The following is a 25,501-nucleotide window of genomic DNA, read 5'->3' on the forward strand; positions in this document are numbered from 1 at the left end:
CGTTTGATGAGGTTAGTTATGAAAAAAATCACTGTTATCTCCCGCGTTTTGTGCATCGCAGCAATCGCTGCTTCCCTGTCTGCTTGCCAGACCATGGATCCTAAAGTCGCCGCTCCGGTCAAGCCGAAGCTGGAAGACATGCTGGCCCGGGCAACCGAAGCCAAGGTCGCCGGCAAACAAGAGCAGGCCATCTCCCTGTGGAAGGAAACCGCCACCGCCTATCCTGCCGACAAATCGCCCTGGGTGAACATCGCCCAGTCCCGTTATGACGCAGGGCAATATGGCGAAGCGATCGTAAGCGCCCAGGAAATCCTGGTGCGCGACCCGTCCGACCAGCTGGCCAACAGCATCATTGCCATTTCCGGCCTGCGCCTGTCCACCCGCGCACTGGGCGACTTGAGCCGCCAGAACAACCTGTCCGGTTCGATCCGTACCGAATCGCAGGACCTGGCCAAGCTGCTGCGCGAGAGCCTGGGTGAATCCGTGCTGGTGCCGAATGCCGATAAAAAGCAGCAGGTTCGCACCAGCAGCAATGCCGGCAGCAACAGCAGCAACAGCACCGCCAACGCCGGCGGCCGTCGCGGCCAGACGGCAAAACCACCTGTAGCAGCCCCTAGCGCCGACCCGTTCGGCGCACTGAAATAACCACCAAGTCCAAAGAAGGAGAAGCCATGTCCAAAAACGAAAGCGTCCAGAAGCGCCTGCAGAAAATCCGTCCGCCACGGGTCCAGATGACCTATGACGTGGAAATCGGCGACGCAATCGAAAACAAGGAACTGCCCTTTGTGATGGGGGTTGTCGGCGATTTCGGCGGCAATTCCGAGGTGGAGAAGAAACGCCTGAAGGATCGCAGCTTTGTCCAGATCGACCGCGATAACTTTGACGAAGTGATGAAGGGCGTGGAACCGCGCGCCGCCTTCCGCGTGCCGAATGAGCTGGGCGGCGAAGGCCAGTTCGGCGTCGACCTGAAATTCAAGGCCATTTCGGATTTCCGTCCGGAGTCGGTGGTGGAGCAGGTGGAGCCGCTGCGCCAGCTGCTGGAAGCGCGCAACAAGCTGGCCGACCTGCGCAACAAGCTGGCCGGCAACGACAAGCTGGAAGACCTGCTGAACGACGTGCTGCGCAGCACAGAAAAACTGGCCGAACTGGGCCAGAAGCCTGAACAAGGAGAATGAGATGTCGGCCCAATTGAACGCCGCCGGTGCATTGGCCACCGCAGAAGTAAACCTGCTCGACCAGATCGTCGAGCAGAGCAAGGTCGCCAAATCGACCAGTGAGCACGCCCGTGCGAAAGACATCATCGCCGAGCTGGCGCAGCAAGTCATGGCCGGCACCGTGGTGGTGTCGGACAACCTGGCCGCCACCATCGACGCCCGCGTGGCGGAGCTGGATCGCCTGATCTCCTCGCAGCTGTCGGTCATCATGCACGCGCCGGAATTCCAGAAGCTGGAAAGCAGCTGGACCGGCCTGCATTACCTGGTCAAGAACACCGCCACCAGCACCGGCCTGAAGATCAAGATGCTGAACGCGACCAAGAAGGAGCTGGTCAAGGACTTCCAGGGCGCGCTGGAATTCGACCAGAGCTCCATGTTCAAGAAGGTCTACGAAGAGGAGTTCGGCACCTTCGGCGGCGCCCCGTTCGGCGCCTTGCTGGGCGACTTTGAAATCACCCGCCAGCCGGAAGACATGTACTTCATCGAGCAGATGTCGCACGTGGCCGCTGCCGCCCACGCGCCTTTCATCAGCTCCGCTTCGCCCGAGCTGTTCGGCCTGGAGACCTACGCCGACCTGGGCAAGCCGCGCGACCTGTCGAAAGTCTTCGACACCGTGGAATACGCCAAGTGGAAGTCGTTCCGCGAGTCCGAAGATTCGCGCTACGTCGGCCTCACCCTGCCGCGCTTCCTGGGCCGCCTGCCGTTCAACCCGGCCGACGGCGCCACCGTTGAAGGCTTCAACTACGTGGAAGACGTGGACGGTACCGACCACGAGAAATACCTGTGGTGTAACGCAGCCTACGCCTTCGGCGTGCGCCTGACCCGTGCTTTCGAGGACTTCGGCTGGTGCGCTGCCATCCGCGGCGTGGAAGGCGGCGGCCTGGTGGAAGACCTGCCAACCCACACCTTCAAGACCGACGAAGGCGAAGTCGCGCTGAAATGCCCGACCGAAATCGCCATTACCGACCGCCGCGAGAAAGAGCTGAGCGACCTTGGCTTCATCTCGCTGGTGCATTGCAAGAATACCGACTACGCGGCCTTCTTCGGCGCGCAGTCCGCGCAGAAGGCGCGCAAGTACAACACCGACGCTGCCAACGCCAACGCCGTGCTGTCGGCCCAGCTGCAATACATCTTCGCCGTGTCGCGCATCGCCCACTACATGAAGGCCATGATGCGCGACAAGATCGGCAGCTTCGCAGCTGCCGCCAACGTCGAGGATTACCTGAACCGCTGGCTGACCCAGTACGTGCTGTTGGACGATAACGCCAGCCAGGAGCAAAAAGCGCAGTTCCCGCTGCGTGAAGCCAACGTGCAAGTGTCTGAAGTGCCTGGCCGTCCAGGCGTGTATCGCGCTGTGTCCTTCCTGCGTCCCCACTTCCAGCTCGACGAGCTGTCCGTCTCACTCCGTCTGGTCGCGGAGCTGCCGCAATCGACCAAGTCTTAATTTTTATTTTTCAACACAGAAAGGAATACCATGGCAATCGACGTCTACCTGCAAATCGACGGTATCAAAGGCGAGTCCACCGATACCTCCCACAAGGATTGGATCGAAGTCAAATCCGTCCAGTGGGAAGTCCTGCAGCCAAAGTCGGCCACCGCATCTACTGGCGGCGGCCACACCGCGGAACGCACCGAGCACCGCGATATCGTTGTTTCCAAGCTGGCCGACCTGGCTTCGCCGCTGCTGCTGCAGAATTGCTCCTCGGGCAAAACCCTGCCAAAAGCAAAAATCGAGTTCATGCGTGCTGACGGCCAGGGCGACCGCGTCAAGTACTTCGAAATCGAACTGGAAAACGTGCTGATCTCCAGCGTGGCTCCAGAAGTCAAGCCAGGCGACATCCTGGCCGAAGACGTGGCTCTGAAGTACTCCAAAGTAAAATGGAAGTACACCCAGCAGAAAGTTGGCGGCGGCTCCGGTGGCAACACCTCCGGCGGCTGGGACCTGTCGTCCAACAAAGTAGCTTAAGCGGGGACTGAATGACGGTAAGGGGATTTGCACCGGGGCTGATGGACCGGTTGCTCCAGCCTGGCGACGGCTCCGGCAGTGCGGCCGTCTACCGGATGTCGCTCGACGAGATGAAAGACTCCGTCGCGCGCGACCTGGAAGCATTGCTGAATACCCGCACCGTCATCCCTGAGCACCTGCTCAAACGCTTTCCGGAGTGCGGTCGTTCCATCGTCACCTATGGGCTGAACGATTTCGCCGGCATGTCGCTGGCGAGCCCGGACGACCGCGCTGCCATTTGCCAGGGGCTGGAACGTGCCATCGCACGGCATGAACCGCGCCTGCGCAATGTACGGGCATCACTTGAAATGCAAGAGGGCGGCATCGACCGCCTGAATTTCGCCATTACGGCGCTGCTGGTGCTGCACGCAGCACAGGAGCCGGTCAATTTCGACGCGGTCCTGACACCATCCAGCCTGCAATACACGATTAGCAAGGCACGCCGCGCGCTGCCGGGAGCATGATTTGGAAGAGTTACTGCCGTATTACGAGCGCGAACTGGGATTCCTGCGGCGCTATGCGCGCGAATTCGCCGAGCGCTACCCCAAGATTGCCGGCCGCCTGCTGATTGGCGGCGAGGTATGCGAAGACCCGCATATCGAACGCATGATCCAGTCCTTCGCGCTGCTGAATTCGCGCGTATCGAAGCGGCTGGACGACGATTACCCCGAATTTACCGAAGCACTGTTCGAAGTGCTTTACCCGCACTACCTGCGCCCGTTTCCATCGTGCTCGATCGCGCGCATGGACTATGCCGCCACCGCCGCCCAGTTGACTGCGGCCAGCGAGATTGCGCGCGGGACGGTGCTCAATACGCGGCCCGTCAACGGCGTTGCGTGCACTTTCCGTACCTCCTATCCGGTGACGGTGGCGCCCCTGGCGCTGAGCCGCGCCTCGTTCACGGCCGCATTGGCTGCGCCGGAAGCGGTGCAGCTGCCGCCGGGCGCCGGCGCCGGCCTGGCGATCACGATCGATTCATTGTCCGAGCAGGTCGGCCTGCCGGCGATGGACGTGTCCAGCCTGCGCGTCTTCATCGACGGCGAGCCTTCCTTCTGCGCCGCCCTGCGCGATGCGCTGTTCATGCGCAGTGCCAAGGCCTGGGTCGAGTGCGACGGCAACGGCCGCTGGCTGCCCCTGGCGCGCATTCCGGTCGCCGCCGCCGGCTTTGACGAGGAAGACGCGCTGATCGATTTTTCGGCGCGCTCGCACCAGGCTTATCGCCTGCTGACCGAATACTTCTGCTTCCCCGAGAAATTCAATTTCTTCGATATCGACCTGGCGGCCCTGTGCGCGCTGCTGCCGCTCGGCGCCAAGCGCCTGACGCTGCATATCGCCATGGGCGGGATACGTCCTGATTCGCATGCGGCGCGCATGCTGTCGACGCTGTCGACCAATAACCTGCTGCTGGGCTGCACGCCGGTGGTGAACCTGTTCCGCCAGCGCGGCGAGCCGATCCGCATCTCGCATACCTCGGCCAGCTACCCGGTGCTGGCCGATGCGCGCCGCGCCTACGCCTACGAGGTGTATGCCATCGATGCGGTGCGCATGGTGCGCCAGACGCCGCAGGGCGAATCGATCATTGAATTCCGCCCGTTCTATTCGCTGCGCCACGGCGAGACGCCGGAAAAGCATGGCCATTACTGGGTCATGCGGCGCGATGAACAGATGGCGCACAAGAGTCCCGGCTATGAAACCGAGATCACCATTGTCGATATCGATTTCGATCCGGCGGCGGTGGAAACCGACACCCTGAGCCTGCAACTGACCTGCACCAACCGCGACCTGCCGGCTTCGCTGGCCTACGGCCTGCGCGGCGGCGACCTGTTCCTGGAAGGCGGTTCCAGCGTGCGCAGCATCAATTTCCTGCGCAAGCCGACGCCGTCCCAGTGCTTCGAACGCGGCCACGGCGCCCACTGGCGCCTGGTATCGCACCTGTCGCTGAACCACCTGTCGCTGTCCGGCGGCGGCCTGGAGGCGTTCCAGGAAATGCTGGGTCTTTACGACCTGCCGCGTTCCGCCGCTACGCAGCGCCAGATCCGCGGGCTGCAGGCGGTCGAATACAAGCCGGCCAACGCCTGGCTGGCAGGGAACCCGTTCGCCTGCGTGGTGCGCGGCATGGAGGTAAGGCTGACCATCGAGGAAGAGGCTTTCGTCGGCAGCGGCATCCATGCTTTTGCCCAGGTGATTGAGCGCTTCCTGGGGCTGTACGTACATGCCAACAGCTTTACGCAACTGGTCGTCGTGGCCGAGAGGACTGGGGAGGAGCTGTTGCGATGCACACCGCGAAGCGGCGATTTGAGCCTGCTGTAATCGAGCGCCTGTTCGCCGAGCCGTTCCGCTTCCAGTTCTTCCAGGCGGTGCGGATGGTGGAGCTATGGCTGCGCCGCAACGGCGTCGCGCAGGAAGGCGCGGTGGCGAACTTCATGCGCTTCCAGAACTCGGTGACGCTGCGCTTCCCGGCCAGCCAGCTCGAGACGCTGCACCCGGAACCGCGTGAGATCCTGCCGACCGCGGCGGCGCTGGCCGATGCCCTGCAAAGCAAGCAGCTGCGCTACCTGCGCATGACGCCCAATTTCATGGGCTTCCTGGGCAGCGCAGGCGCCTTGCCGGCGCATTACACGGAATCCATCGCATCGCACCAGCTGTACGCGAAGGACGAGGGCCCGCGCGCCTTCCTCGATGCCTTTTCGACCCGTTCGCTGTCGCTGTTCTACGAAGCATGGCGCAAATACCGGCTGGAGCTGAAATACCAGGTCGATGGGCAGGACCGCTTCCTGCCATTGCTGCTGGCACTTGGCGGGCTTGGCAACAAGGGCTTGACGCAAAGGCTGGCCGGCCGCGATGCGCAGGCATGCGGCGCCGTGCGCGACGAGTCGCTGGCTTATTTTGCCACCGCGCTGCGCCAGCGTCCCGCCTCGGCATCGACCATGGCGCGCGTGCTGGGCGAATACTTCCGCGTGGCGATCGCGGCCACCCAGTTTGTCGGTTGCTGGTGCGCGGTGCCGGCGCTGCAGCAAACCGTGCTTGGCGGCGAACAGGCGCAACTGGGCGCCACCGCCATGATCGGCTCGCGCGTCTGGCAGCGCGACTTGCGCATGCGCCTGACCATTGGCCCGCTGCGGCGCGCTGATTTCGATGCCTTCCTGCCCGGCGGCACCGCTGCGCGGGCGCTGGAAAAGCTGCTGTCGATGTTCACCGGCGTGACGCTGGAATACGAAATCTGCCTGGTGCTGCGCGCCGAAGACGTCGCCGGGGCGTCGCTTGGCGCGGGGGCAAGGCTGGGCTGGGACAGTTTTATACCGGACGAGGGTGCAAGCGAAGACCGCACCGATGTCCGCTACTTCATCCATGGATTAACAATGTGAGGACCGCTCGATGAGCATCAACCTGAAAACCCTGATCGGGAAACTGAATGACACCTGCCGCAATGCGGCGACCCGCGCGGCCAGCATTTGCGTTGGCCTTGGCCAGTATGAGGTGGACCAGGAGCACCTGCTGCTGGCGTTGCTGGAGAATCCGCGCAGCGACATGGTGGCGCTGGCGCGCCATTTTGAAGTCGACACCAGCCGCCTGCAATCGGACCTGCAGGCCGAGATCGCGCGCTTTCGCAGCGGCAACGCGCGCACGCCGGTATTCTCGGCGCGCCTGCCGAAACTGTTTGAAAATGCCTGGCTGATCGCATCGCTCGACCTGCAGGCCGGCCAGCAGGTGTTCATCCGCAGCGGCCACCTGCTGCAGGCCATGCTGACCGATCCGGAGCTGTCGCAGCTTGCCTACCGCAGCTCGGCCCTGTTCCACCGCTTTGAAGCGGACGATATCAAGCACCACCTGGACAAGCTGACCGCCAACTCGGAAGAAGCCGAGGCGGCAGCCGCCACGCGCGCCGCGGTTACCGGCGGCGAGGGCGGCCTGGGCGGCGACCCGGTCGGCGAAATGCAGCAGCCGGCCGGCAAGACCCCGGCACTGGACCAGTTCACCACCAACCTGACCGAGCGCGCGCGCGCCGGCAAGGTGGATCCGGTGATCGGCCGCGATGCGGAAATCCGCCAGGCCATCGACATCCTGATGCGCCGCCGCCAGAACAACCCGATCCTGACCGGCGAGGCCGGCGTCGGCAAAACCGCCGTGGTGGAAGGCCTGGCCTTGCGCATTGCGCAAGGCGACGTGCCGGACGTGCTGAAAGGCGTGGCGATCCACACCCTGGACATGGGCCTGCTGCAGGCCGGCGCCAGCGTCAAGGGCGAGTTCGAAAACCGCCTGAAGAACGTGATCGACGAAGTGCGCAAGAGCCCGACCCCGATCATCCTGTTCATCGACGAGGCGCACACCATGATCGGCGCCGGCGGGCAGGCCGGCCAGAACGACGCGGCCAACCTGCTCAAGCCGGCGCTGGCGCGCGGCGAGCTGCGCACCATCGCGGCCACCACCTGGGGCGAATACAAGAAGTACTTCGAAAAGGATGCCGCGCTGGCACGCCGCTTCCAGGTGATCAAGGTCGAGGAGCCGAGCGAGGAGCTGGCGTGCGCCATGCTGCGCGGCATGGCGCCGCTGATGGAGCAGCATTTCAACGTGCGCATCTTCGATGAGGCGATCACCGAAGCGGTGCGCCTGTCGCATCGCTACATCATGGGCCGCCAGCTGCCGGACAAGGCGATCAGCGTGCTCGATACCGCCTGCGCCAAAGTCGCCCTGGGCCAGAGCGCCACGCCGGCCCTGATCGAGTCGCTGCAGCGCCGCCTGGAGCGCATGGCGGTGGAAACGGGCGCGCTGGAGCGCGAACTGGCTGCCGGCGGCGCGCACCAAGAGCGCCTGCAGGAGCTGGCCGGCTTGCGCGGCGCCGCGCAGGAAGAGCTGGCGGCGCTGCAAGCGCGCTGGGAGCAGGAAAAGGCGCTGGCGGCGCAGATCGGCGAGGCGCGCGCCAGCGTCGAGGCGGCATCGGCCCAGCAGGACGGCGGCACCGCGAGCCAGGCGCACGACATCCAGGCCCTGCTCAAGGAACTGCGCGCACTGCAAGGCGAAGCGCCGATGGTGCCGGTGCAGGTGGATGGCAACGTGGTGGCCGAAATCGTCGCCGGCTGGACCGGGATCCCGCTCGGCAAGATGGTGAAGGACGAAATCCAGGCCGTGCTGAAGCTGCGCCCGGCGCTCGAAGAACGCGTGATCGGCCAGCCGCACGCCCTCGAAGCGGTGGCGCAGCGCGTGCGCACGGCGCGCGCCAACCTGGACGACCCGAACAAGCCGAAAGGCGTATTCCTGTTTGTCGGCCCATCGGGCATCGGCAAGACCGAGACCGCGCTGGCCCTGGCCGATGCACTGTACGGCGGCGAACGCAAGATGGTCACCATCAATATGAGCGAATACCAGGAGGCGCACAGCGTGTCCGGCCTGAAAGGCTCGCCGCCAGGCTACGTCGGCTACGGCGAAGGCGGCGTACTGACCGAAGCGGTGCGCCGCAACCCGTACAGCGTGGTGCTGCTGGATGAAGTGGAAAAAGCCCACCCGGACGTGCTGGAACTCTTCTTCCAGGTGTTCGACAAGGGCGTGATGGATGACGCCGAAGGGCGCGAGATCGACTTCCGCAACACCATCATCATCCTGACTTCCAACGTCGGCTCGGCCACCATGATGCAGGCTTGCCTGAACAAGGAGGCGGAAGAAATGCCAGCGCCGGAAGAACTGGAAGCGGCCATCCGCCCGCAGCTGGTCAAAGCCTTCAAGCCGGCCTTCCTGGGCCGCCTGAAAGTGGTGCCGTACTACCCGCTGGGCGACGACGTCCTGGCCAGCATCATCACCCTGAAACTGGACCGCATTGGCCAGCGCGTAGCGGCCAACCACAAGGCGACCTTCCATTACGACGATACCCTGGTGGAAGCCGTGCTGGCGCGCTGCACCGAAGTCGATTCCGGCGCCCGCAATGTGGACAATATCCTGAATGGCACGCTGCTGCCAGAGGTGGCGGAAGCAGTGCTGGCGAAGATGGCGGAGGGAAGTGCGATCGGCCGCATCGAAGTAGCGGCCGACCAGCAGGGGAACTTCAGCTACAGCGTAGCCTGATCAGTTGGACGGGGGGATGCCCAGCATCTCCTCGATATGCTGCAGCGAGTTGGAATCCTTCACCACGCTGCGCAGCCAGGTGTGCAGGTCCTGCTCGCCGGCGTCGGCAGCCTTGTCGGCGAAGTAGGAGACAGGACTGTGCGGCTCGGTGCGGCGGAAGAAGCTGGCGATCTCGCGCAACTGCGTGATGGCCTGGGCGCGCGACGCGACAGGGCCGCTGGCTTGCGTCACGACGCCGGCGGTCGGCTGCGCAATGATGATCTGCTCGCCCGCCGGCGCCACGCCAAGCGGCGTGCTGACCGTGGCCGGCAAGCCCGCATGCGACGGCATGGCATCGATCATGGCCTGCACGGCATCGCGCGCGGCCGCAAAACCCGGGCTGTCGTTGCCCAGGAATTCATCGGACACCTGCTCCAGTTCTTTCAAGGCATCCATGCAGTAACGGGCATCGGTTGCGAACTGTTCGCGGAAACGCGGCGAGTTGCGCGAGCGCGCGGTTTCCATATCGGCCAGCTTCGGCCAGCCCGAATTGCGCGCGTGTTCCGGCAAGCTGGCCTGCTTGCGCGCCATGTCGAAGTCGATGGCGGAAAAGGCCGTGCCCTGGCCTTCGGTCAGCGGCATTTCGCGCAGCAGGGTAGGGGTGCGGCCCAGGATCCAGGCCAGGTTGCCGACGCGCTGCTCCATGTCGCCCTCATCCGGCTCAGGGTACAGGCCGTTGTTCCAGAATTCGCGGATCAGTCCCGCCAGCAGGCGGAACGACTCGCCCAGGCCCTGCATGCGGTGCTGTTTGGCCGCGGCTTCCGCCAGCCAGACCGCCACCCGCAAGTCTTTGCTTTTTTCGCCCAGCAGGGTGCTGCAGCGCTTGACCACGAAAGCCCAATCGGCTTCTTTCAGTTCGGTGACCCACTCGCCCTGTTCCAGCGACGGGTCGTCAAAGCGGCGCGCCTGCGCGATGGCGTCGAAGTCGCTGGAGAAGGCCAGGTCGTTGCCGGCCGGTTGCGCCGGCGAGATCGGCGCCAGCAAGGTGTCTGCGTTAAACATGGATATCTCCTCGGTTACTGGGCCATGCGGAATTCGATACGGCGGTTGCGCGCGCGCCCTTCCACCGTATCGTTGCTGGCGATCGGGCGATCCGGGCCGGAGCCCGATGCGACCAGGGTCTCGGCAGGGATGCCCTTGCCGGCCAGGTAGTTGCGCACCGCTTCGGCGCGCGCCTGCGACAGGTTCTGGTTGCTGGTGCGCAGGCCGACATTGTCGGTATGGCCGATGATTTCGACCTTCTGGCCCTTCAGCTTCAGCATCGCCGAGCCCATTTCGTCGAGGATGGTCCTGCCGGTCGGCGTCAGCACGGCCTGGCCGCTTTCGAATTCGACGATGCGGTTGGCCAGGGTGCGGTCCAGCACGCCCTGGTCCGCCGCCGAGACGCGCAGGCCGTTGGTGACGGTGTAGGTGGGATTCAGGCGCGTGGCAAAGTCGCTGGCAATGCGCTGGCGCAGCGCTTCGTTGGCGACTTCGCCGCGTACGCTGACGGTGGTGCCGTCGACCTTGAGCTGGCCGCGGCTGACCTGCTTCAGGTCCGGCGTAATCAGCTTTTGCACGTAGTCGCCCCAGTTGGCCGGGGTGGTGACCTGGCCCACGGTGATCTGGTCGAGCACCTTGTCGGCGCCGTAGACTTCGCGCAGCTTGGCCAGTACGGCGGTTTTGCTGGCTTCATCGGCCACGGTGCCGCTCGCGACGACCTGGCCGGGTATTTGCGCCTGCACCGCAAAGGCGGCGCACAGCAGGAGAAGGGGAAGGTAACGCATATCAGTTTCCGATAAAGGAAGTACGCAGCGAGTCGTGCGCAGATTTCAGGGAAAGTCCGGGATTGGCGAGGTAGGCCGATACCTTCTGTATCGCATAGTCTTCATTGACCTGGTCCTCGACCCATTCGACGTTGTCGAAGGCGATGTGGTGGCCTTCGCCGACTTGCGGGTCCATGATGCCCAGCAGGGTTTGCGGCGATGCGCCGCTGAAACCGAGCACCAGCACCGGCTTGCCTTCCAGCCGCGTGACGAACAGCGACAGCTCGAAGTCGGCGCGCGCCAGGAACGGCGTCACCACATGCATCCAGAACGCCGCCACCAGGTAGCGGTACATCGGATCGGTAGGCAGCGGCAGCACCAGGCTTTTCTCCAGGCGGCTCGAGCTGCTTGCCATGACCGGCTGCAACAGGATGCCAAGTGCCAGCAGCACCTGGCGCACGCTGCCGGTAAAGCCGGCCTGCGCCAGCATGCCATCCAGGCCGGCGACAGTCTGCAGCTCGAGAAAATCGGCAAACGCCGCATCGTAGGCGCTGGCACGGGTGTCCAGTTCCACGGTGTTGCCGTTCAAGGCCTGCAACGGCGCTGCCGCATCCTCGGCGGACAACACCCCGCCGCTCAGGTTTTCCAGGCGATTCCACAGCCGGTTCAGCACCAGCGGGCTGTTGGCGGCGAAGGACGACGGTTCGTCGACGTCGATGCTGCCAGCCATCAGGAAAGGGAAGCGGCGGCTGGACTGGTCGCTGCTGGCCGCGATATGGCCGGCGATAGCCGCGCGCCGGCGCGGCCCGAACAGGGCGAAGTGCAGCGGTTGTACGGCGTCGTAAGTCAGCTTCCAGCGCGCGTCGATGCTCAGCATGTCCATCGAGCGCGCCATCCAGTCATCCATCATCTGCAGCACTTTCGGGTCGCTGCCGCCTTTTACAAAGTCAGCCCGGCTTGGGATCTTGCCGAAGTAACCGATAGCAGCAGCGCGGCTCATTGCGCACCTCCCGCCGCGGCAATCGCTGGCTCGCCGCCGGCGCCGGCCGGTGCCGGGCCGCCGACCACCGCGTCAGGCAGGCGCAGTTTGCGGAAGCCCTGGCTGGCCTGGACCGGCGCCGCAACCGGCGCCGGTGCGGAAGGCAGCAGGCGCAGGTTGGCCGCCACGGTCACACCGCCGTTGCTCCAGTTCAGCTCAAAGCTGCCGTCCGGACGGCGCTTGCGCTGCGCTGCATCGATCATTTTCTTCAAGCCGAAGTGTCCATTTTCTTCCAGCACCACCACTTTCCTGCCGTCCGGCGTGAAAGCCGTGATGCGCGAACCTGGAACGCCTTGCGGGTTGGGCCATACCATCGACACCCATGGCTGCTGCTGGCCTTTCCAGCGTACCGACTGGCCGTCGATTTCGATGGTGTATTCGCTGACGCCGGTCACGGCGACGGTCTGCAGCTCGAAGCGGGTTTGCGCTTCTTCGCTGCTGGCTGCCTGGTTGGCGACGCCGTTGGCGCTGAGCGGCGCGATCCAGCCCGGGAAGGCGTTAGCGACGGCAGGCGACAGGGTAATGCCCATATTGGCCCAGGTCTTGGCGCTCAGCGAGTCGCCGCGGCGTACCACCAGCGGGCCGATGGTGGTGTTGAAGAACTTCGCCACTGCGCCTTCCGGACCGAACACCTGGCCGATTTCGGCATTGCTTGCCTCCAGCTTGGATTCGGTCGCGAACGGGTACTTGGTCTGCAGGTCGCGGCGGAACGGCTCCAGCACCTGCGCCGCCCACACCTTGTTGATTTCGGCTTCGGTAGGCTGCACGATGACGGCGAAGGTTTGCATCAGCGGGCGCACCAGCAGCGGACGGATGGCCTGTTTCTGCGGATCGTTCATGCCCACCAGCATCTGCTCGTCGACATACTTCAGCGCGTCAGCCAGTTCGGAACCGCTGCCGTCCAGCGTCTGCTGCATCAGCTGCTTGGCGCCGGGGCCGGGATCGCCCTGGTTGCGGATCTGGTTGAAGCGGGCGCGCAGCTTGCCCAGGTTGTCCATATAGCCGCGCATCAGCGAGGCGTTGTTGTCCTTGACCACCACCAGTTGCGCTACGCCGGAGAATTCGCGGCCAACCGGGCCCAGTGGCAGCGGTGCGCCCGGCTGGCCTTGTGGATTGGCCGGCAGGTTGATGTTCACCTGCGAAGGCTTCTGGCGCAGGATGGTTTCGCGGAACCAGTCGCCGATGCCGCGCTGGGCGCGCTGCAGGCCGCTATCGAGCAGGGAAGGGTTGTCCCACGAGGTTTCCTGGTAGACGGTGGTGACCAGCTTGGAAATCGGCGAAGTCGCCGGATCGCCAAGTCGGTTCATTGCGCCGGCCGCCGCTTCAAAACCGTTCAGGTCCTTGATTGCCACGCCCTGCAGGAACTTCTGCCATTCCTTGGCATAGTCGTTCTTGTAAAGGTCGACCAGGGCTTTCTGGATCTGCTCAGGGCTGCCTTCCAGCGTCAGGTCGTCCTTGGCGGCGGTTTTGAGCACCCAGTCGGCGCTTTGCAGTTCATGGTTGGCGGCTTCCTTGAAGGCGTCGCGCACATAGCCTTCCCACGCCGCACGGGTGTAGGCGCCGGAAATCGAATAGCTGCCCAGCACCAGCTCGCGGTCCTGGTCGCCCACGATACGGGCCACGGTCATGGACGGGAAGCGGGTCGAGGCGCGCGCCTTGACGTCGGCGTACACGCGCTCGCGCGCCGGCATGCCGCGCACCACGCCGCGCAGGGTGATGCGCGACTGGTCGACCAGGGTCAGGCGGTTTTCGACCGTCGGCCAGGAGGGATCGTTGATCTCGGACAGGTAGAAGGCAATCAGGCGTTCCGCACTGCGGATCATCTGCTCGCGCGGCATGGCGCCGCGGTTCGATTCCAGCCAAACGCGCCAGAAGCGGGTCAACTGGTCGTTCAGGTGGCTGGCTTCGGCGCGCGATTTATCGCCCAGCATCAGATAGGTTTTCAGCGCGTTGTAGGCGTCTTCCACATTTTCCGGAGAAGCGTCCTTGAACTGCTGCGGTCCGGCTTGTGCGACGGCCGGCGCCGGGGTCGCGCCGGCGGCAGGTGCCGCGCCGGCCGCTGCCGCGGCAGGGGTTGCGGCGGCATTGCGCGCCAGCGGCTGCAGGCGTTCGGCATTGGTGTTGACTTCGCCGAGGAAGGTCTCCAGCGATTGGCCAACTGGTTTCAGCATCACTTCACGTACACCGGCGAAGTATTCCTCGCGCAGCTTGCGTTCCAGGTAGGCGCCCTGGTACAGGCCCAGGCTGACCGACAGCGGACGGTTGTCGCGGAAGCGGTCCAGCTGTTCGATACGGTCCTGCAGGATTTCCAGCGCCTCCAGGCGTGCCGCCAGGTCAGGGCGCTGTTTCTGCAGCTTGACTGCCTTATCCAGGTCGGCCTGCACATTGGCCACCAGGGTGCGGTTACCCATGTACGACCAGCTCCAGCCGCCCAGCAGCAGGCCGCTCAGGGCTACGGCGCCGAAGAAGGCGGCGTAGCGCATGCGGACCTTGGCCGGGCTGGCGTACTGCGCCACCAGGTTGCGGTCCGCAAAGATCACGTTGCGGAACAGTTTGAGCAGGAAGTAGCCATGCTGCTGTTCGCTGCCGTGGTGTTCCTGGCGTTGCAGGCTGAGGTCGAAACGCTGTGCCACGCGGTGCGATGTGGCGGAAACGCCTTCGCCTTCCTGCAGCGCGCTGGTGAAGTAGAAGCCGCGGAACACGGGTTTGAACTGGAAAGGATTTTCTTCGAACAGGGTCGCGATGAAGGTGCGCAGGGGCGCCTTGACCGAGTTGAATTCCAGCGGGAAGGTGAACACGCCGGACGGCAGGCGTTCGCGCCACTGCAGGGCCATATTGGCCAGGCTCATTTCCTTCAGGCCTTCGTACAGCTCGTCGAAGCGCGCGTCGAACTGGCGCAGCAGGTCTTCGTTCGGCTGGTTCTTGTGGTAGGGCAGGGTGGCGCCCCAGACGCGGTCGCGCTCACCGATTTCGGTATCGTGGAAGAAGTCGGTGAAGCCGTTGATCAGGTCCGCCTTGGTGAAGACGATGTAGACCGGTGCATGCACCTCCAGCTTTTCGGTCAGCTCCTGCACGCGCTGGCGCAGGTTCTTGGCCAGCTCGATGGCGAATTCAGGACGCTTGCCGGTCAGTTCGGCGATGCTGACGGCGATGATGATGCCGTTGATCGGCGCCTTCTTGCGGTACTTCTTCAGCAGCCCGAGGAAGCCGAACCACTCGGCGCGGTCTTCATCGTTGACTGCGTAGCGGCCCGCGGTATCCAGCAGGATGCCGTCGGTGGTGAAGAACCAGTCGCAGTTACGGGTGCCGCCCACGCCTTGCACGATGCGGCTGCCGGCCAGCGGGAACTGCAGGCCCGAGTTGGCGATTGCCGTGCTCTTGCCGGCGGCCGGGTTACCAATGATCATGTACCAGGGCAGCTCGTACAAGGCCGCGCTGCCGGAGCGCAGGCCCAGCTTGGAAGTCTTGATGGTCTGGATCGCATCCAGCATGCGCTTGCGCAGCGCTTCCGTTTCGTGGCGCGGCGCCGGTTCGGCCTTGGCCTGCGTGGTGACGGCCTGCTGTTCCAGCATGCTGCCCAGCTGGTTGGCGGCGCGGCGCGCGCGATAGCGGCGCCATGACCAGACCATTATGCCAAGCAGCAGCGCTGCTGCCAACACGGCAAAGGCCAGGGTGTATGGCAATTCCAGCAGTACCGCCGCGACCAGCAGGAATGCCGCGAAGGCAAGCCAGCCATAGATCAGGAAGGCGGTGCGCGAGGTCAGGATTTCCCGGATTCTGTGCATCATTTTTTACTCTTGCAAGGTTAGCTAAGGGATGGCGCTTTACTTGCCGGGGCCGGGAGCGGGCCGACCAGCAAGGCGTAACGTTGGGTTGGGTCGCTGTTGGCCAGCGCGAGCGCAATGCCGCTGCTGTCCATTGCCTGGTGATGGGCCAGCGCAATCGCCGCCAGGGCGCCGACAGCGCCCGTGTGGCCGCAGCTTGCACCGACGCAGGCCAGCGAAGTATTGGCGTCCAGCCCTGGGACTGCAGCCTCGACGCATTGCATCAGGTCCGACATCAGGGCAGCGCGGTGATCGGTATCGGCGGCAACATAGGCCGGCTTCGCGCCATCGGCCTGGACCAGGGCTTCCTGCGCCAGTTCGCGCAGCGTTGCATCTTCCTTCGCGTGCAGCGCGAGCAGGCGCAACTCTTCGCCAGCTTCGGGCTGCGACTGCAGCAGGATGCCCGCGGCACCTTCCGCCGGCATGCGCCCGTTCGGATTGCGCGCGCCGTACAGCTTGCCGTTGACAGCCAGGTTTTCGACCGCATCGGCATCGATATCGGAACCGCATGCCAGCAGCAGGTTGAGCGCGGGGGCGTCGGCGCCGGCCGCCTGGGCCGACACTGCGCGCAGCGCGGCAAGGGTGGTTGCCGGTGCTGGCGGTACAGCGCTTGCGAAGGCATGTGCTGCCGCTGCAGGCTGGCGCACAGCCAGCTGCTCCAGCGGCCAGCCCGCCTCAGTGATGGAATATTCCAGCCAGCGCGTAGCCAGCACCTGCGTAGTGGCCGGCCAGTCCTGTGGCAGCAGGGGGATCAGTTGCAGCACGCCATCGCTGCCGCTTTCCGAGGCTTGTGCAGCGAGCCTGGCGGCGATATCGCCGCCCAGCGCCATGGCGCGCAGGTGCTGCGCCGACGGCGTGCGCGGAGCCGGCTGCAGGGAAGACAGCCATTCTTCCAGCGGCCCCAGGGCAATATCCGCCACGCGCCCGGCAAGCAGCGGAAAGCCTTGCAAATCCGTGAGTTCAGGATCGAGGTCCAGGCGCGCTTCGCCCTCGGCGATGGCAGCCGCCAGTTCAGCCGGCGAGTCGCCGTGCGCCATGCGCAGGGCAGTGCCTGCGACAGCAAATTGCATCCACGGTGCGGCTGCATGCGCGACGTTTGCGGCGCCATGTGCGTCGCCCGAGCCCTGCGTCGCCCGGCCGGCCTGCAGCTCCGGGGTGGCTGGGGCTTGGGCGCCGCCGGCACCTGCCGTCACCGCCTCCGGTGCGGCGAAAGTCTTCCGCGCCAGCACGAAGCCCATGATAAGCGTGAGCGGCATGACCAGCATGGCCAGCGTCAGGTCGCCCGTGTCGGGCATGCGCGTGGTAGTGCGCCAGTACCAAACCGCCCCAATCCAGCAAAGACCGAATACACCAAGCACCAGCAAGCTGCGTTTCATCCAATTCTGCATGCCTGCCTCACACCGCGTCCGTCGAATTCTGCTGGCTCGCGATCAGCGTAGCGCCACAACTGGTTTTGTCGCCATGGCGCGCCGCCGGCTTGCCGTCGACGAGCAGGCTCTGGTCACCGCTGGTGATGGTGGTATCGCCGTGAACCGGGCAGGAAACCTTGTGGCCCAGGCCGGCGATCGGCTTGCCGCCGCTATCGCTCTGCTGCGAAGCTTCGACCACGGTGCCCTTATGTGTCGTCTTGTCGCCTAAAAGGATCAGTGCTCCTGGCATTTCGTACCCCTATTTCTTTCTCACGCCGTCCACACGCAACTCGGTGTGGCCGAAATCCATCATTTTCCAGCGGCCGCCCCAGGTCAGGCCCAGGCTTTCCGCCACTTCACCAAACAACTGGTAGCCGCGCATGGCCCACGGATCACGCTCCGAGATCACCAGCTTGCCCTCGCGCAGGAAGGCGCAGTCGGCGGCCAGGCCATACTGGTGCCAGCTCTGGAAGGCCTTGGCATTGGTTACGTTGCTGCCTTGCGCCGCCAGCGCATCCTGCCGTTCGGGGCTGCGGTAGCCTTCCAGGATGGCCATGTCATAGCCATGGCGCTCCTTCATGATGCGGAACGCCTGCAGCAAGCGCTGCGAATATTCCTTATCCAGCAAGGCCCAGTCGCGGCTCGCCGACACCAGGTTAGGACGCACGACTTCCACTTCCGGCGTCATGAACAGCACCGGCGGCAGGGCCGGCGGCGGAACGAGCTGCTCGCCCTGCAGCAGTGCCGATACCTGCTGGTTCGCTTCGCGCACCGGTGCATCGAAACCGCCCACCATGGTGCGGCTGCTCGCCATCCACGCCACGCCAGCGGGCAGCAGCATGATCACCAGCGCCGCAATCGCGGTCCATTTATGCTCGCGCAGGAAGTTGCCGCCCTGGCGTACGGCGAATGCCGATTCCGATCCCAGCGCGCCGGCCTGTGCGCCGCCGCGGCGTGCGATGTTTTGCATACTGCGCTGGACGCGGCTGCCTACCAGCTCCAGGCGGCGCGAGACATAGGCCCGTCCCGCAGGGAACAGGACCATCCAGCTCAGCGCGCAAGCCAGCAGGAAATACAGCACGACGGCAACGAACACCACTATTGACCTCTGGAATCTAAATTACCAATTTGATAACACTGCGGGCGCGTGTCGCCTTAGCAATAAGTTATTTGCGGGAAAGTATATCTTGAAGTTCTGATAATCCGCTTTTGCCGGGATTTCAATCGTGCGCACCCCCGTTAGCGGCTCTGCGCTCTAGAGTGCGCACCTTTTTCCATAGGTAAAGTATATTAATGATAACCTTTGCCAGGAGTAATCCATTGTCATCAAGCAACGAAACCCGGAAACCGGCAGGCCGTCCAAGCCTGCTTACGGCTGAGCAGCAAAATGCTCTAGAGAATCAACCAGCTTCCCCTGCGGAATTCGAGCCGCCGCTGGTCGCGGAAGCACCGCGCCGCAAGCACCTGTGGATTGCCGGCGGCGTCAGCGTGCTGGTTGTCGCAGTCGCTTTGGCGTTCGTGTCGTTCGGCGACAGCGAGCCGGCTGCCGAAACTTTGGCTGCCACACCGGCGCCGGCGCCAGCTACCCCGCCTGCAGTCACACCGGCAGCTGCCAACGCAGTGGTCGCGGAGACTGTGCAGCCAGCGGACAATTCCCCGCTCGCCGCGTTGACCGCGCCAGCGCCGCAAGTCGCGGCCATCATCGATGAATCGCCGCCGCCTGTCGCCGGCAAACCAAAAGAATCCTTGAAGCAGATGCTGGAAGGCGGTGCGCCGGCAGCATCCAGGCCTGTGGCAGCAAAGGCGGTACGCAAGCCAGCCAAGGAAAAGCCAGTCAAGGAAGCGGAGCCGGAAGCCACGCAGCCATCGGCGGAAGAAGAGAACGACTTGCAGCTCCTGGCGGCCCTGGTTGCCCACGCCAAGTACGATACTTCCGCGAGCGCCCGCGTCTCCTTGCCGAAGGCGCTTGACCAATGCAAGAAGCAGGGCAAGCAGGACGCCGCCCGCTGCCGTATTCGCGTCTGTGAAGGCCGTTGGAAGAAAAACGAATGCCGCGTGTACAGCCGCAGCAAGCTTGAGAAAACTGCGACGGGCGCATGAGACCTGGCAGCGGCTGGCGCCGCCCCGCGCCAGCCGCCTTTTGGGCTACCTTGCGTTTCTGCCCTTTCAGCCAGATTTGCTTGCGATCCGCGATATAACTGCTCACCAGCGACGACAATCCCTACGTGTGCCCTCCCGGCGGCACCTCGATTCCAACTTCAGGCTTGCTTTGAATCTGGATATGTCGCGTCCTCTGTAAAGCTGACGATTCCCACCATGTAATGCAAGGTGGCCATCTGTGCTTGGGCGTCGACATTGGCAAGGGCCGTGGCAAGCATCGCGGCTCCAAATCTGATTCGAGATTTCATTTTTCCGGTGCGCTGGACAATAGGGAGACCACCAGGGCGGAGACAGAATAGGTAGCTCTGTGAATCGTGCCGTCCGACGGCACCGTCACGGCGCCATCAAAACCGCATGCCAAAGTGGCGAAGCGGCGACCGCCTGGCATTTTTTTCACCGGCTTCTCTATCGTCAAACGCGTATCCTGCAACGCGAGGGAGGGAAGGGGAAACTCGAAAACCTCCGTCAGCACCAGTGTTTCTTCCGGCGCTGCCAGATGGAGCATGTCCCTCAGCTTTTCAGGCGAGCCGCAATGCTGTTGTACTAACTGGGTAAAGGAGTCGGCGTCGATGGTTTCCAAAGCGAACTTGGGCAACGCCGTGTACCTGATCGTCTCAAGCGCCGTGGAATCGGGTGCCAACCGCACACTCCAGCCCAAGGAGGCCTGGCCCTGCCAGTTTTCCAAGCGGAGGTCTTGCAAGCGCGGCAGCTTTTCGATTTTTCTCCAGTCGCCACTGTTCGACGGAATCGGATTCACACCGGCCTTACGAAGAAGCGCCGTGATGTCCCGTCCTAAGAAAAAGCCCCGATGGTGACGTGAGGTTCGCACTGGCTTCCCATCGTGGAAAGCCTTCAGCCCCGGAAAGGTCTTATCTGAATTTTCTTCGCCCTCACCAAGGCTCCCGAACAGCGGGGTGGCTGCATAAAAGCCCGCGTACTGCGGCTGCCCGGTAGCGTTCCGCACCGATATCGCCAATTCAACGTCATGACCGGTTATTCGAAGTTGAACGTCTTCGACCGTCGTTTCGCCCAACTGAAAGCCCAGTGTCAGCGGGACCCCGTTCTCGAATTCGTAAGCAAAGCCCGTGCTGGCGAAGCAGGCGAAAGTTATGAAAGCCAGCGTTGACTTAAGTTGCATCAGATGGGCCGCTCGATACCTGGGACAAGCATAAAAGAACTATTCCAGCGAACGTGCTCACAGCCGCTTGAACTTGCCGGTTTCGAGAAGCTGGAATTGTGGATTGTTGTCTTCATCTACGCAGGTATATTTCTCAGTTAAGTTGCAGCGCTCATTCAGTTGATCGACGATCTTTCCAGACTTGATTGACAGATAAACACCCCCCATAACTTCGCGGTCTTCTTTTGTCTTTGCCCCCAGATCGTTTACCCGAACTACCACAATGCCTTTTAATGGAGGAAGTACGTGAAAGACGGGGTGCTGGTTGTGCGAAAAAGGCGTTGAGTAGTGATCGGCGAAGGATGCGCCGCCTCTTCGATAGTCGTGATTTCCAACTAGCTGCGCGATATAGTTCGTGCTTTCTTTCTTAGCGATATATGAATTGAACACCGGCGAACACTTATCCAATTCGCGTTGCAACTCGCCGGCAAGCCCTACCTGGGCGGCACAATGATTGGCAAAAATATCAGTGTCGTAAGGCAGGTGGGATGCGGTGAGGCCCGCCAGCTCTGGGAATGGCACTTTCGGGTCAGCAGTTCGAACAAAGCTGTAGAAAATCTCGGCGCCTGCTGCGACCAAAAGCCTATCTCCGTCGACCCAAACGTCTTCGAATTGTTCACGGCACACGTCCGTCGGACCTTCGAGTCGGTAGTAGAATCCCTTTGCTGGTAACGACACGCCAAACTCTTTCTTGGTGAATGAGCCGAGCTCCCTCTCGTCAACGCCGCCTTTCATCGCCATTTGAAAAAGCATGTGGTACGAGTATTTTGTTCTTGTATACGTACCCAGGCAACGTGGCCCGAAATTGGTCCGGTTGTTGACAAGCTGAATCGTCTTTTGATCTGGTGGCGCGATGTTCTTTTGATGGCTGTAGAAGCCTCGGGCCCTTTCAAATTTCCATGTTCCTGCAAGCTCGGCTGCAGTTGACGAAGAAATTGCGAACAGGCTTATAGCAGACAGCGCAATGATCGGAATGGATCTATTCATTTTCAGTAATCTTCGGGTGTAACTGTGTGCGTGGGTAAATCGCGTCAGGAGTACAAAACCATGCAAAAGGCCTTGCTCGGCGATTTCAAGTTCATTGAGACGTCTACTTGCAGTCAATGATGCAAATCTGCTTGCCATCAGGGCGCTTGTACATCATTGGTTTAACTGGATCGGAGAAACGGGCGAAGCCAACGTCTTCCTGTCCAAACCATTCCACCTTGTTCTTCTCTTCGCGTTCGGCGTTGTACAAACTGAGGAGACGGAGAAGTGTGCAGCATGCTGATCCCGGGCCATCCTTGCGCCAGGTTTGCCGCGCTATAGCAACTCTCTTTCGAAAGTGAAGGGCACATGGCCTGGAGGCTTGAGTCGAAGTAGTTCAAAAACCGCCAGGTGGCGTTGTCGCGCTTCGCACCATCTGCTGGGGCCAGGTAAATCGCATTACCGACCTTAAAAACACGGTCGCCGGTCCGCTTGCCAGTTTTTGCGCTGATGGCGAATCCGTCTTTATCAAACACTACTTTGAAGAAGACATTGGAGAGATCTTTCTGGGGCGCGAGGTAAGGGCTACGTTTTGCCTCGTCCTGTAGTTCGTCGGTCTCTTCGCCGGGCATGCTGCCGCCAGCACTGGCCAACCAATAGCGAATCGGCCAGTTGGATTCTGGCTGGTATTCCGCTCCCGAGATGAAGTCACTGCGGCGCACCCAGCCTGCTTTTCCTTTGATATTGCATCGTACCCAGCCATCCTCGCTTTTCCCCAGGCAGGTATGGGCAAAGCCTGTGGGGCCAATCGCGTAGTAGGTCAGATCGTAAAATTCTGCCAGCGGTTTCTCGTCGTTTTTCGCCTTGTAGACTTTCAGGGTTCTGTTTTGCGGAAAAATAGGGGCCTTGAGATCTGGACCGAAAAGAGTATATGCCTGCGCGACCTGCATCAGGCCGATCAGCGCGATGGCGAGGGTAAGTGATTTGGCGGCCATGTTCAGGTTCAACAATTCGATGAGATAAAGTAGGCGTGACTATGCTTTGCTGATGCTCGCGGAAGCCAGTCATCTGCACGAAGCGTGTAGGGATTGGCTTGGCGTCATTCTTGTTTTTATAGACTTTCAGAGTCCCGTTCGCTGGGAATATCGGGCTCGTGAGGTCGTTCCCGAAATTGCTAAAAGTTTTACCGCTACTGGAGTTCCCTGCATAGCTCAATGGAGCCATGAGCGTTAACGCCAGCGCAAGTACGGTTGTTTTAATGTCCATGCCTCAGTTCGAGGTGGCCTTAAATAGCAATTCTTGGAATAACTACCCCTAACTATGTCTGGTAATTGGAGGAACCATGCTGCAGAAAGTTCTCCATGCGGTTTGCTCGTTATTTGGGTCATTTAATGGAAGTTTGGCGATCAATTTTCTACCGCGCACCAGATTTGAAAGCTGCGGTTTCGGATTTTCACTGTAAACGATAACGCCATCCAGACCCTTTGTGGAATATCCAGGGTACGTCCTTCCCAGCATTTGATCGAGTTCTGCAATGGATCTCCTGTCTTCTTGCACTATCGCATTATTGATTAAATCCCGCGGAATCCATTCAGGCGCAGGGAAGGCCTGCATATCTGGTCTACCGCAATCTTCGCCGGCGTTTAGATGCTTTTCGATTATCTTCTCAATGCGTTGATTGCTCGACGCATTCACCCAAAGAAAGTAAGGACCGCCCGCAAATCCTGCCTCGCTCGAACTGGAGAAGGCAATGAGTGCTAAACAGAGTAGTGTCTTGAATGCGGGACTGGATGACGCTCCCATCATTTGCAGTCCATCTCGATTCTCCAAATTCATCAGCATGAGCTTGTCCTGAAAAACTGATCCATATTATCTTATGTAAGACTTCGTTGCCGTTGCTTAAAATAATAAACGTCGGCACTGATTTGTCAGCCGTATTCGACTCATTTGCCGCGGATCGAACGTTTGGCGAACCTCTGCATTCGCACGTAGTTTTCTCGTGTACGGCGAGCACTGCAGGTTCCTCAGCCTTAGGCACATCGACAATGCTGTTTCCTCCGACGTAGACGATCGCTGACTGCATACGTATTTGAGTTCTTGCGAATCGGGGCAACAGGCTTGAGCATTAAACATGCGCCATTGGAGCCCGCCTCGTTAGCTAATGAATGGGACTTAAATCAAATTGGTCTGGTAATTGGTGGCACCATGAGGCAAAAGGCTTGCCATATGATTTCATCATTTGATCCTTTTTTTAATCGCTCTTTTATTATTATTTTTCTACCTCGTACGAAATTCAAAAAATGAGGCGTGGGGGATTCAGTATAAACGATGATTCCATCCAGGCCTTGGCTGGAATATTCTGGATATTTTTTTCGTAAAAGCTTATCCAGAGTGGAAATCGAATTCTTATTATCGTGAATAACTGCTTTGTCAATTAAGTCACGAGATATCCATTCGGGAGCGGGAACAATTTTCATGTCTGGCTCACCGCAGTCTTCTCTTTGGCTCCGGTTGCTTGCTATGACATCGTCGATATGGGTATTTTTAGAGAAGTTGATCCATAAGAAATATGGCCCTCCAGCAAATCCGGCATTGCTAAAGCTTGAGCTGGTCAAAAAAATTAAAAGAAAGAACGCGATAGTTATCTTTTTCGTCATCAAACTTTAGCTTTATGTTGTTGAATTTCTTGGGTTTGTTCACCCAATATTAAATTGTTTGTTAACGACATCGGAATCGATAATTTAAACAGCGCGTTCCGTAAGGGCTCTCGCAGATACCGATTCGAGCGATGCATGAGGGCGCGACTCGGTTACAGGTGAAAACAGTGTTGCCCTAGTAATGATTGCGAAGGGCAGTATTCATAGCTGTTATGGATTGGTAATCTTTTGAAACTTTCCGTTTGGAGCTAGTTTCGCGACCGCCTGTCCCTCAGCAAGGCAGACGTATTCTAGATTGAGATGGCAGCCGGAGATCTGGTCGACGACTTTTCCGTTGACTACCGAAAGATAAACTCCAGCCATTATGTCTCGCTCTTCATTGCGAACTACCTCAAAATCGTCCACTCGTAACAAAACTACTTGGTTCATTGGCGTGAATACGAGGAATGTAGCCGGTGCTTTCTGTTTAAATGGAGGGGAAAAGCCGTCAGCATATCTATGGCCTCCCATTGTGTAATTATGGTTACCAACCAGCTTCATCAGCGGGTCATCGCTCTTAGGGTCTGCGACGTAAGGGAAGAATTCAGGAGCGCATTTGTCAGAGGTTTGAGGTTTTCCTTTGGAATTCGTAATCTTCGGCCGGCAGGTATCATAATAACGATCGAAATCCATAGGCAGGCGCGATAGCTTGTAACCAGAGATTAAACTGTCATTCTTCGATTGGGTGGCATTATGGTAAGCGGCACCGTGATCAGGTTGCGTTTTTCCATAGATATAGAATATGTCTCCTGCCGGGATTAGAATTTTATCGTTAACAACAAAAAATTCCATTACCGGACTTGCGCAATATTCTGGGTTCGGCTTAAGTTTATAGACCATTTTCGTTTTCAATAGAGAAATGCCAAAATTTTTCACAAGAAAACGGTCAACTTGAGTTTCGGAAATTCCCTCTTTTGTCATCGCTTGGAATACCTCTGGAAAGAGATAATCTGTAGCGATTAGGCGTGCCGTACAGTTTTCAGATAGCTGAATAATGTTATCTTGGAATTTGATGATGGGAAATTTTGAGGCTTTTTTTGCCGGAGCATTGCTTTCGTAATCAACAGAGCGTTCGAGTTTCCAAGTGCCCTCAACGGGGGCAGCTTGAGTATTAATTGCTGTGAGAAGAACGCCGACGAATGTCAGCCATATAGGGAAAATTGATTTCATGTC

General features: G+C 60.8%; 22 protein-coding genes. 9 read left to right on the forward strand and 13 right to left on the reverse strand.

Annotation, left to right across the window (positions count from 1 at the left end; genetic code table 11):
• Positions 1-18: 18 nt before the first annotated feature.
• The 8 genes from ASD07_RS31900 to tssH are packed head-to-tail and all read left to right on the forward strand — an operon-like array spanning position 19 to position 9,273.
• Positions 19-645, forward strand: a complete 627-nt coding sequence (locus tag ASD07_RS31900; protein WP_082507557.1) for a M48 family metallopeptidase — start codon at positions 19-21, stop codon at positions 643-645.
• Positions 646-671: 26 nt separating this feature from the next.
• Positions 672-1,175, forward strand: coding sequence for a type VI secretion system contractile sheath small subunit (tssB, locus tag ASD07_RS25095; RefSeq protein ID WP_055936833.1), 504 nt, complete (start codon positions 672-674; stop codon positions 1,173-1,175).
• A gap of 1 nt (position 1,176) precedes the next feature.
• Entirely contained in the window at positions 1,177-2,658 is a 1,482-nt protein-coding gene (gene tssC / locus ASD07_RS25100) for a type VI secretion system contractile sheath large subunit (protein ID WP_055936836.1), read from the forward strand.
• Positions 2,659-2,688: 30 nt separating this feature from the next.
• Positions 2,689-3,180, forward strand: coding sequence for a type VI secretion system tube protein Hcp (locus ASD07_RS25105; RefSeq protein WP_055936839.1), 492 nt, complete (start codon positions 2,689-2,691; stop codon positions 3,178-3,180).
• A gap of 41 nt (positions 3,181-3,221) precedes the next feature.
• A complete protein-coding gene (gene tssE / locus ASD07_RS25110; RefSeq protein ID WP_229207284.1) occupies positions 3,222-3,683 on the forward strand; it encodes a type VI secretion system baseplate subunit TssE in 462 nt (153 codons plus the stop codon).
• A 1-nt stretch (position 3,684) separates the two neighbouring features.
• Positions 3,685-5,529, forward strand: a complete 1,845-nt coding sequence (gene tssF, locus ASD07_RS25115; RefSeq protein WP_055936845.1) for a type VI secretion system baseplate subunit TssF — start codon at positions 3,685-3,687, stop codon at positions 5,527-5,529.
• Positions 5,493-6,584: a type VI secretion system baseplate subunit TssG gene (gene tssG / locus ASD07_RS25120; RefSeq protein ID WP_055937533.1), complete on the forward strand. Its 1,092-nt coding sequence runs from the start codon at positions 5,493-5,495 to the stop codon at positions 6,582-6,584. Before tssF ends, tssG begins: the two co-directional genes overlap by 37 nt.
• A 10-nt stretch (positions 6,585-6,594) precedes the next feature.
• The gene (tssH, locus tag ASD07_RS25125; RefSeq protein WP_055936848.1) at positions 6,595-9,273 is read left to right on the forward strand and encodes a type VI secretion system ATPase TssH; all 2,679 of its coding nucleotides are present in this window, start codon (positions 6,595-6,597) and stop codon (positions 9,271-9,273) included.
• Here the strand turns inward: tssH and tssA are convergent, their stop codons facing one another.
• Genes tssA through ASD07_RS25160 form a run of 7 tightly spaced genes read right to left on the reverse strand, consistent with a single transcriptional unit; the run spans position 9,274 to position 18,428 of the window.
• Positions 9,274-10,314 carry a type VI secretion system protein TssA gene (gene tssA, locus ASD07_RS25130; protein WP_055936851.1) on the reverse strand — a complete coding sequence of 347 codons (1,041 nt, stop codon included), beginning with the start codon at positions 10,312-10,314 and terminating at the stop codon, positions 9,274-9,276.
• A 14-nt stretch (positions 10,315-10,328) separates the two neighbouring features.
• Entirely contained in the window at positions 10,329-11,078 is a 750-nt protein-coding gene (locus tag ASD07_RS25135; RefSeq protein ID WP_055936854.1) for an OmpA family protein, read from the reverse strand.
• Position 11,079: 1 nt separating this feature from the next.
• Positions 11,080-12,057 carry a type VI secretion system-associated protein TagF gene (gene tagF, locus ASD07_RS25140; RefSeq protein WP_055936856.1) on the reverse strand — a complete coding sequence of 326 codons (978 nt, stop codon included), beginning with the start codon at positions 12,055-12,057 and terminating at the stop codon, positions 11,080-11,082.
• A complete protein-coding gene (tssM, locus tag ASD07_RS25145; protein ID WP_055937536.1) occupies positions 12,054-15,881 on the reverse strand; it encodes a type VI secretion system membrane subunit TssM in 3,828 nt (1,275 codons plus the stop codon). The genes tagF and tssM overlap by 4 nt, the downstream gene beginning before the upstream one ends.
• Positions 15,882-15,901: 20 nt before the next feature.
• Positions 15,902-17,296, reverse strand: coding sequence for a hypothetical protein (locus ASD07_RS25150; protein ID WP_055936858.1), 1,395 nt, complete (start codon positions 17,294-17,296; stop codon positions 15,902-15,904).
• A gap of 19 nt (positions 17,297-17,315) precedes the next feature.
• The gene (locus ASD07_RS25155; RefSeq protein WP_055936860.1) at positions 17,316-17,579 is read right to left on the reverse strand and encodes a PAAR domain-containing protein; all 264 of its coding nucleotides are present in this window, start codon (positions 17,577-17,579) and stop codon (positions 17,316-17,318) included.
• A gap of 9 nt (positions 17,580-17,588) precedes the next feature.
• Positions 17,589-18,428, reverse strand: coding sequence for a M15 family metallopeptidase (locus tag ASD07_RS25160; protein WP_057245564.1), 840 nt, complete (start codon positions 18,426-18,428; stop codon positions 17,589-17,591).
• Between the two features lie 221 nt (positions 18,429-18,649).
• Between ASD07_RS25160 and ASD07_RS25165 the strand changes: the two genes are divergently transcribed.
• Complete coding sequence (locus ASD07_RS25165; RefSeq protein WP_055936864.1) at positions 18,650-19,429, forward strand: hypothetical protein; 780 nt, start codon at positions 18,650-18,652, stop codon at positions 19,427-19,429.
• A 304-nt stretch (positions 19,430-19,733) separates the two neighbouring features.
• On the opposite strand, the gene ASD07_RS25170 is transcribed toward ASD07_RS25165, so the two are convergent.
• The 6 genes from ASD07_RS25170 to ASD07_RS25185 all read right to left on the reverse strand — a co-directional run bounded on the left by ASD07_RS25170 (position 19,734) and on the right by ASD07_RS25185 (position 25,498).
• Positions 19,734-20,627, reverse strand: a complete 894-nt coding sequence (locus ASD07_RS25170; RefSeq protein ID WP_055936867.1) for a hypothetical protein — start codon at positions 20,625-20,627, stop codon at positions 19,734-19,736.
• A gap of 57 nt (positions 20,628-20,684) precedes the next feature.
• The gene (locus ASD07_RS31155) at positions 20,685-21,791 is read right to left on the reverse strand and encodes a hypothetical protein (protein WP_156398178.1); all 1,107 of its coding nucleotides are present in this window, start codon (positions 21,789-21,791) and stop codon (positions 20,685-20,687) included.
• A 23-nt stretch (positions 21,792-21,814) separates the two neighbouring features.
• The gene (locus ASD07_RS25180; RefSeq protein WP_055936872.1) at positions 21,815-22,627 is read right to left on the reverse strand and encodes a hypothetical protein; all 813 of its coding nucleotides are present in this window, start codon (positions 22,625-22,627) and stop codon (positions 21,815-21,817) included.
• A gap of 319 nt (positions 22,628-22,946) precedes the next feature.
• Positions 22,947-23,474 (reverse strand): hypothetical protein, encoded by a 528-nt coding sequence (locus ASD07_RS31160; RefSeq protein WP_156398179.1) that lies wholly within the window; start codon positions 23,472-23,474, stop codon positions 22,947-22,949.
• A 335-nt stretch (positions 23,475-23,809) separates the two neighbouring features.
• Entirely contained in the window at positions 23,810-24,289 is a 480-nt protein-coding gene (locus ASD07_RS31165) for a hypothetical protein (RefSeq protein ID WP_156398180.1), read from the reverse strand.
• 210 nt (positions 24,290-24,499) lie between these two features.
• On the reverse strand, positions 24,500-25,498 hold the full coding sequence (locus tag ASD07_RS25185; protein WP_156398181.1) for a hypothetical protein: 999 nt from the start codon (positions 25,496-25,498) through the stop codon (positions 24,500-24,502).
• Positions 25,499-25,501 lie beyond the last annotated feature (3 nt).

Origin of the sequence: Duganella sp. Root336D2 (assembly GCF_001425005.1) — a bacterium.
GTDB lineage: Bacteria > Pseudomonadota > Gammaproteobacteria > Burkholderiales > Burkholderiaceae_D > Rugamonas.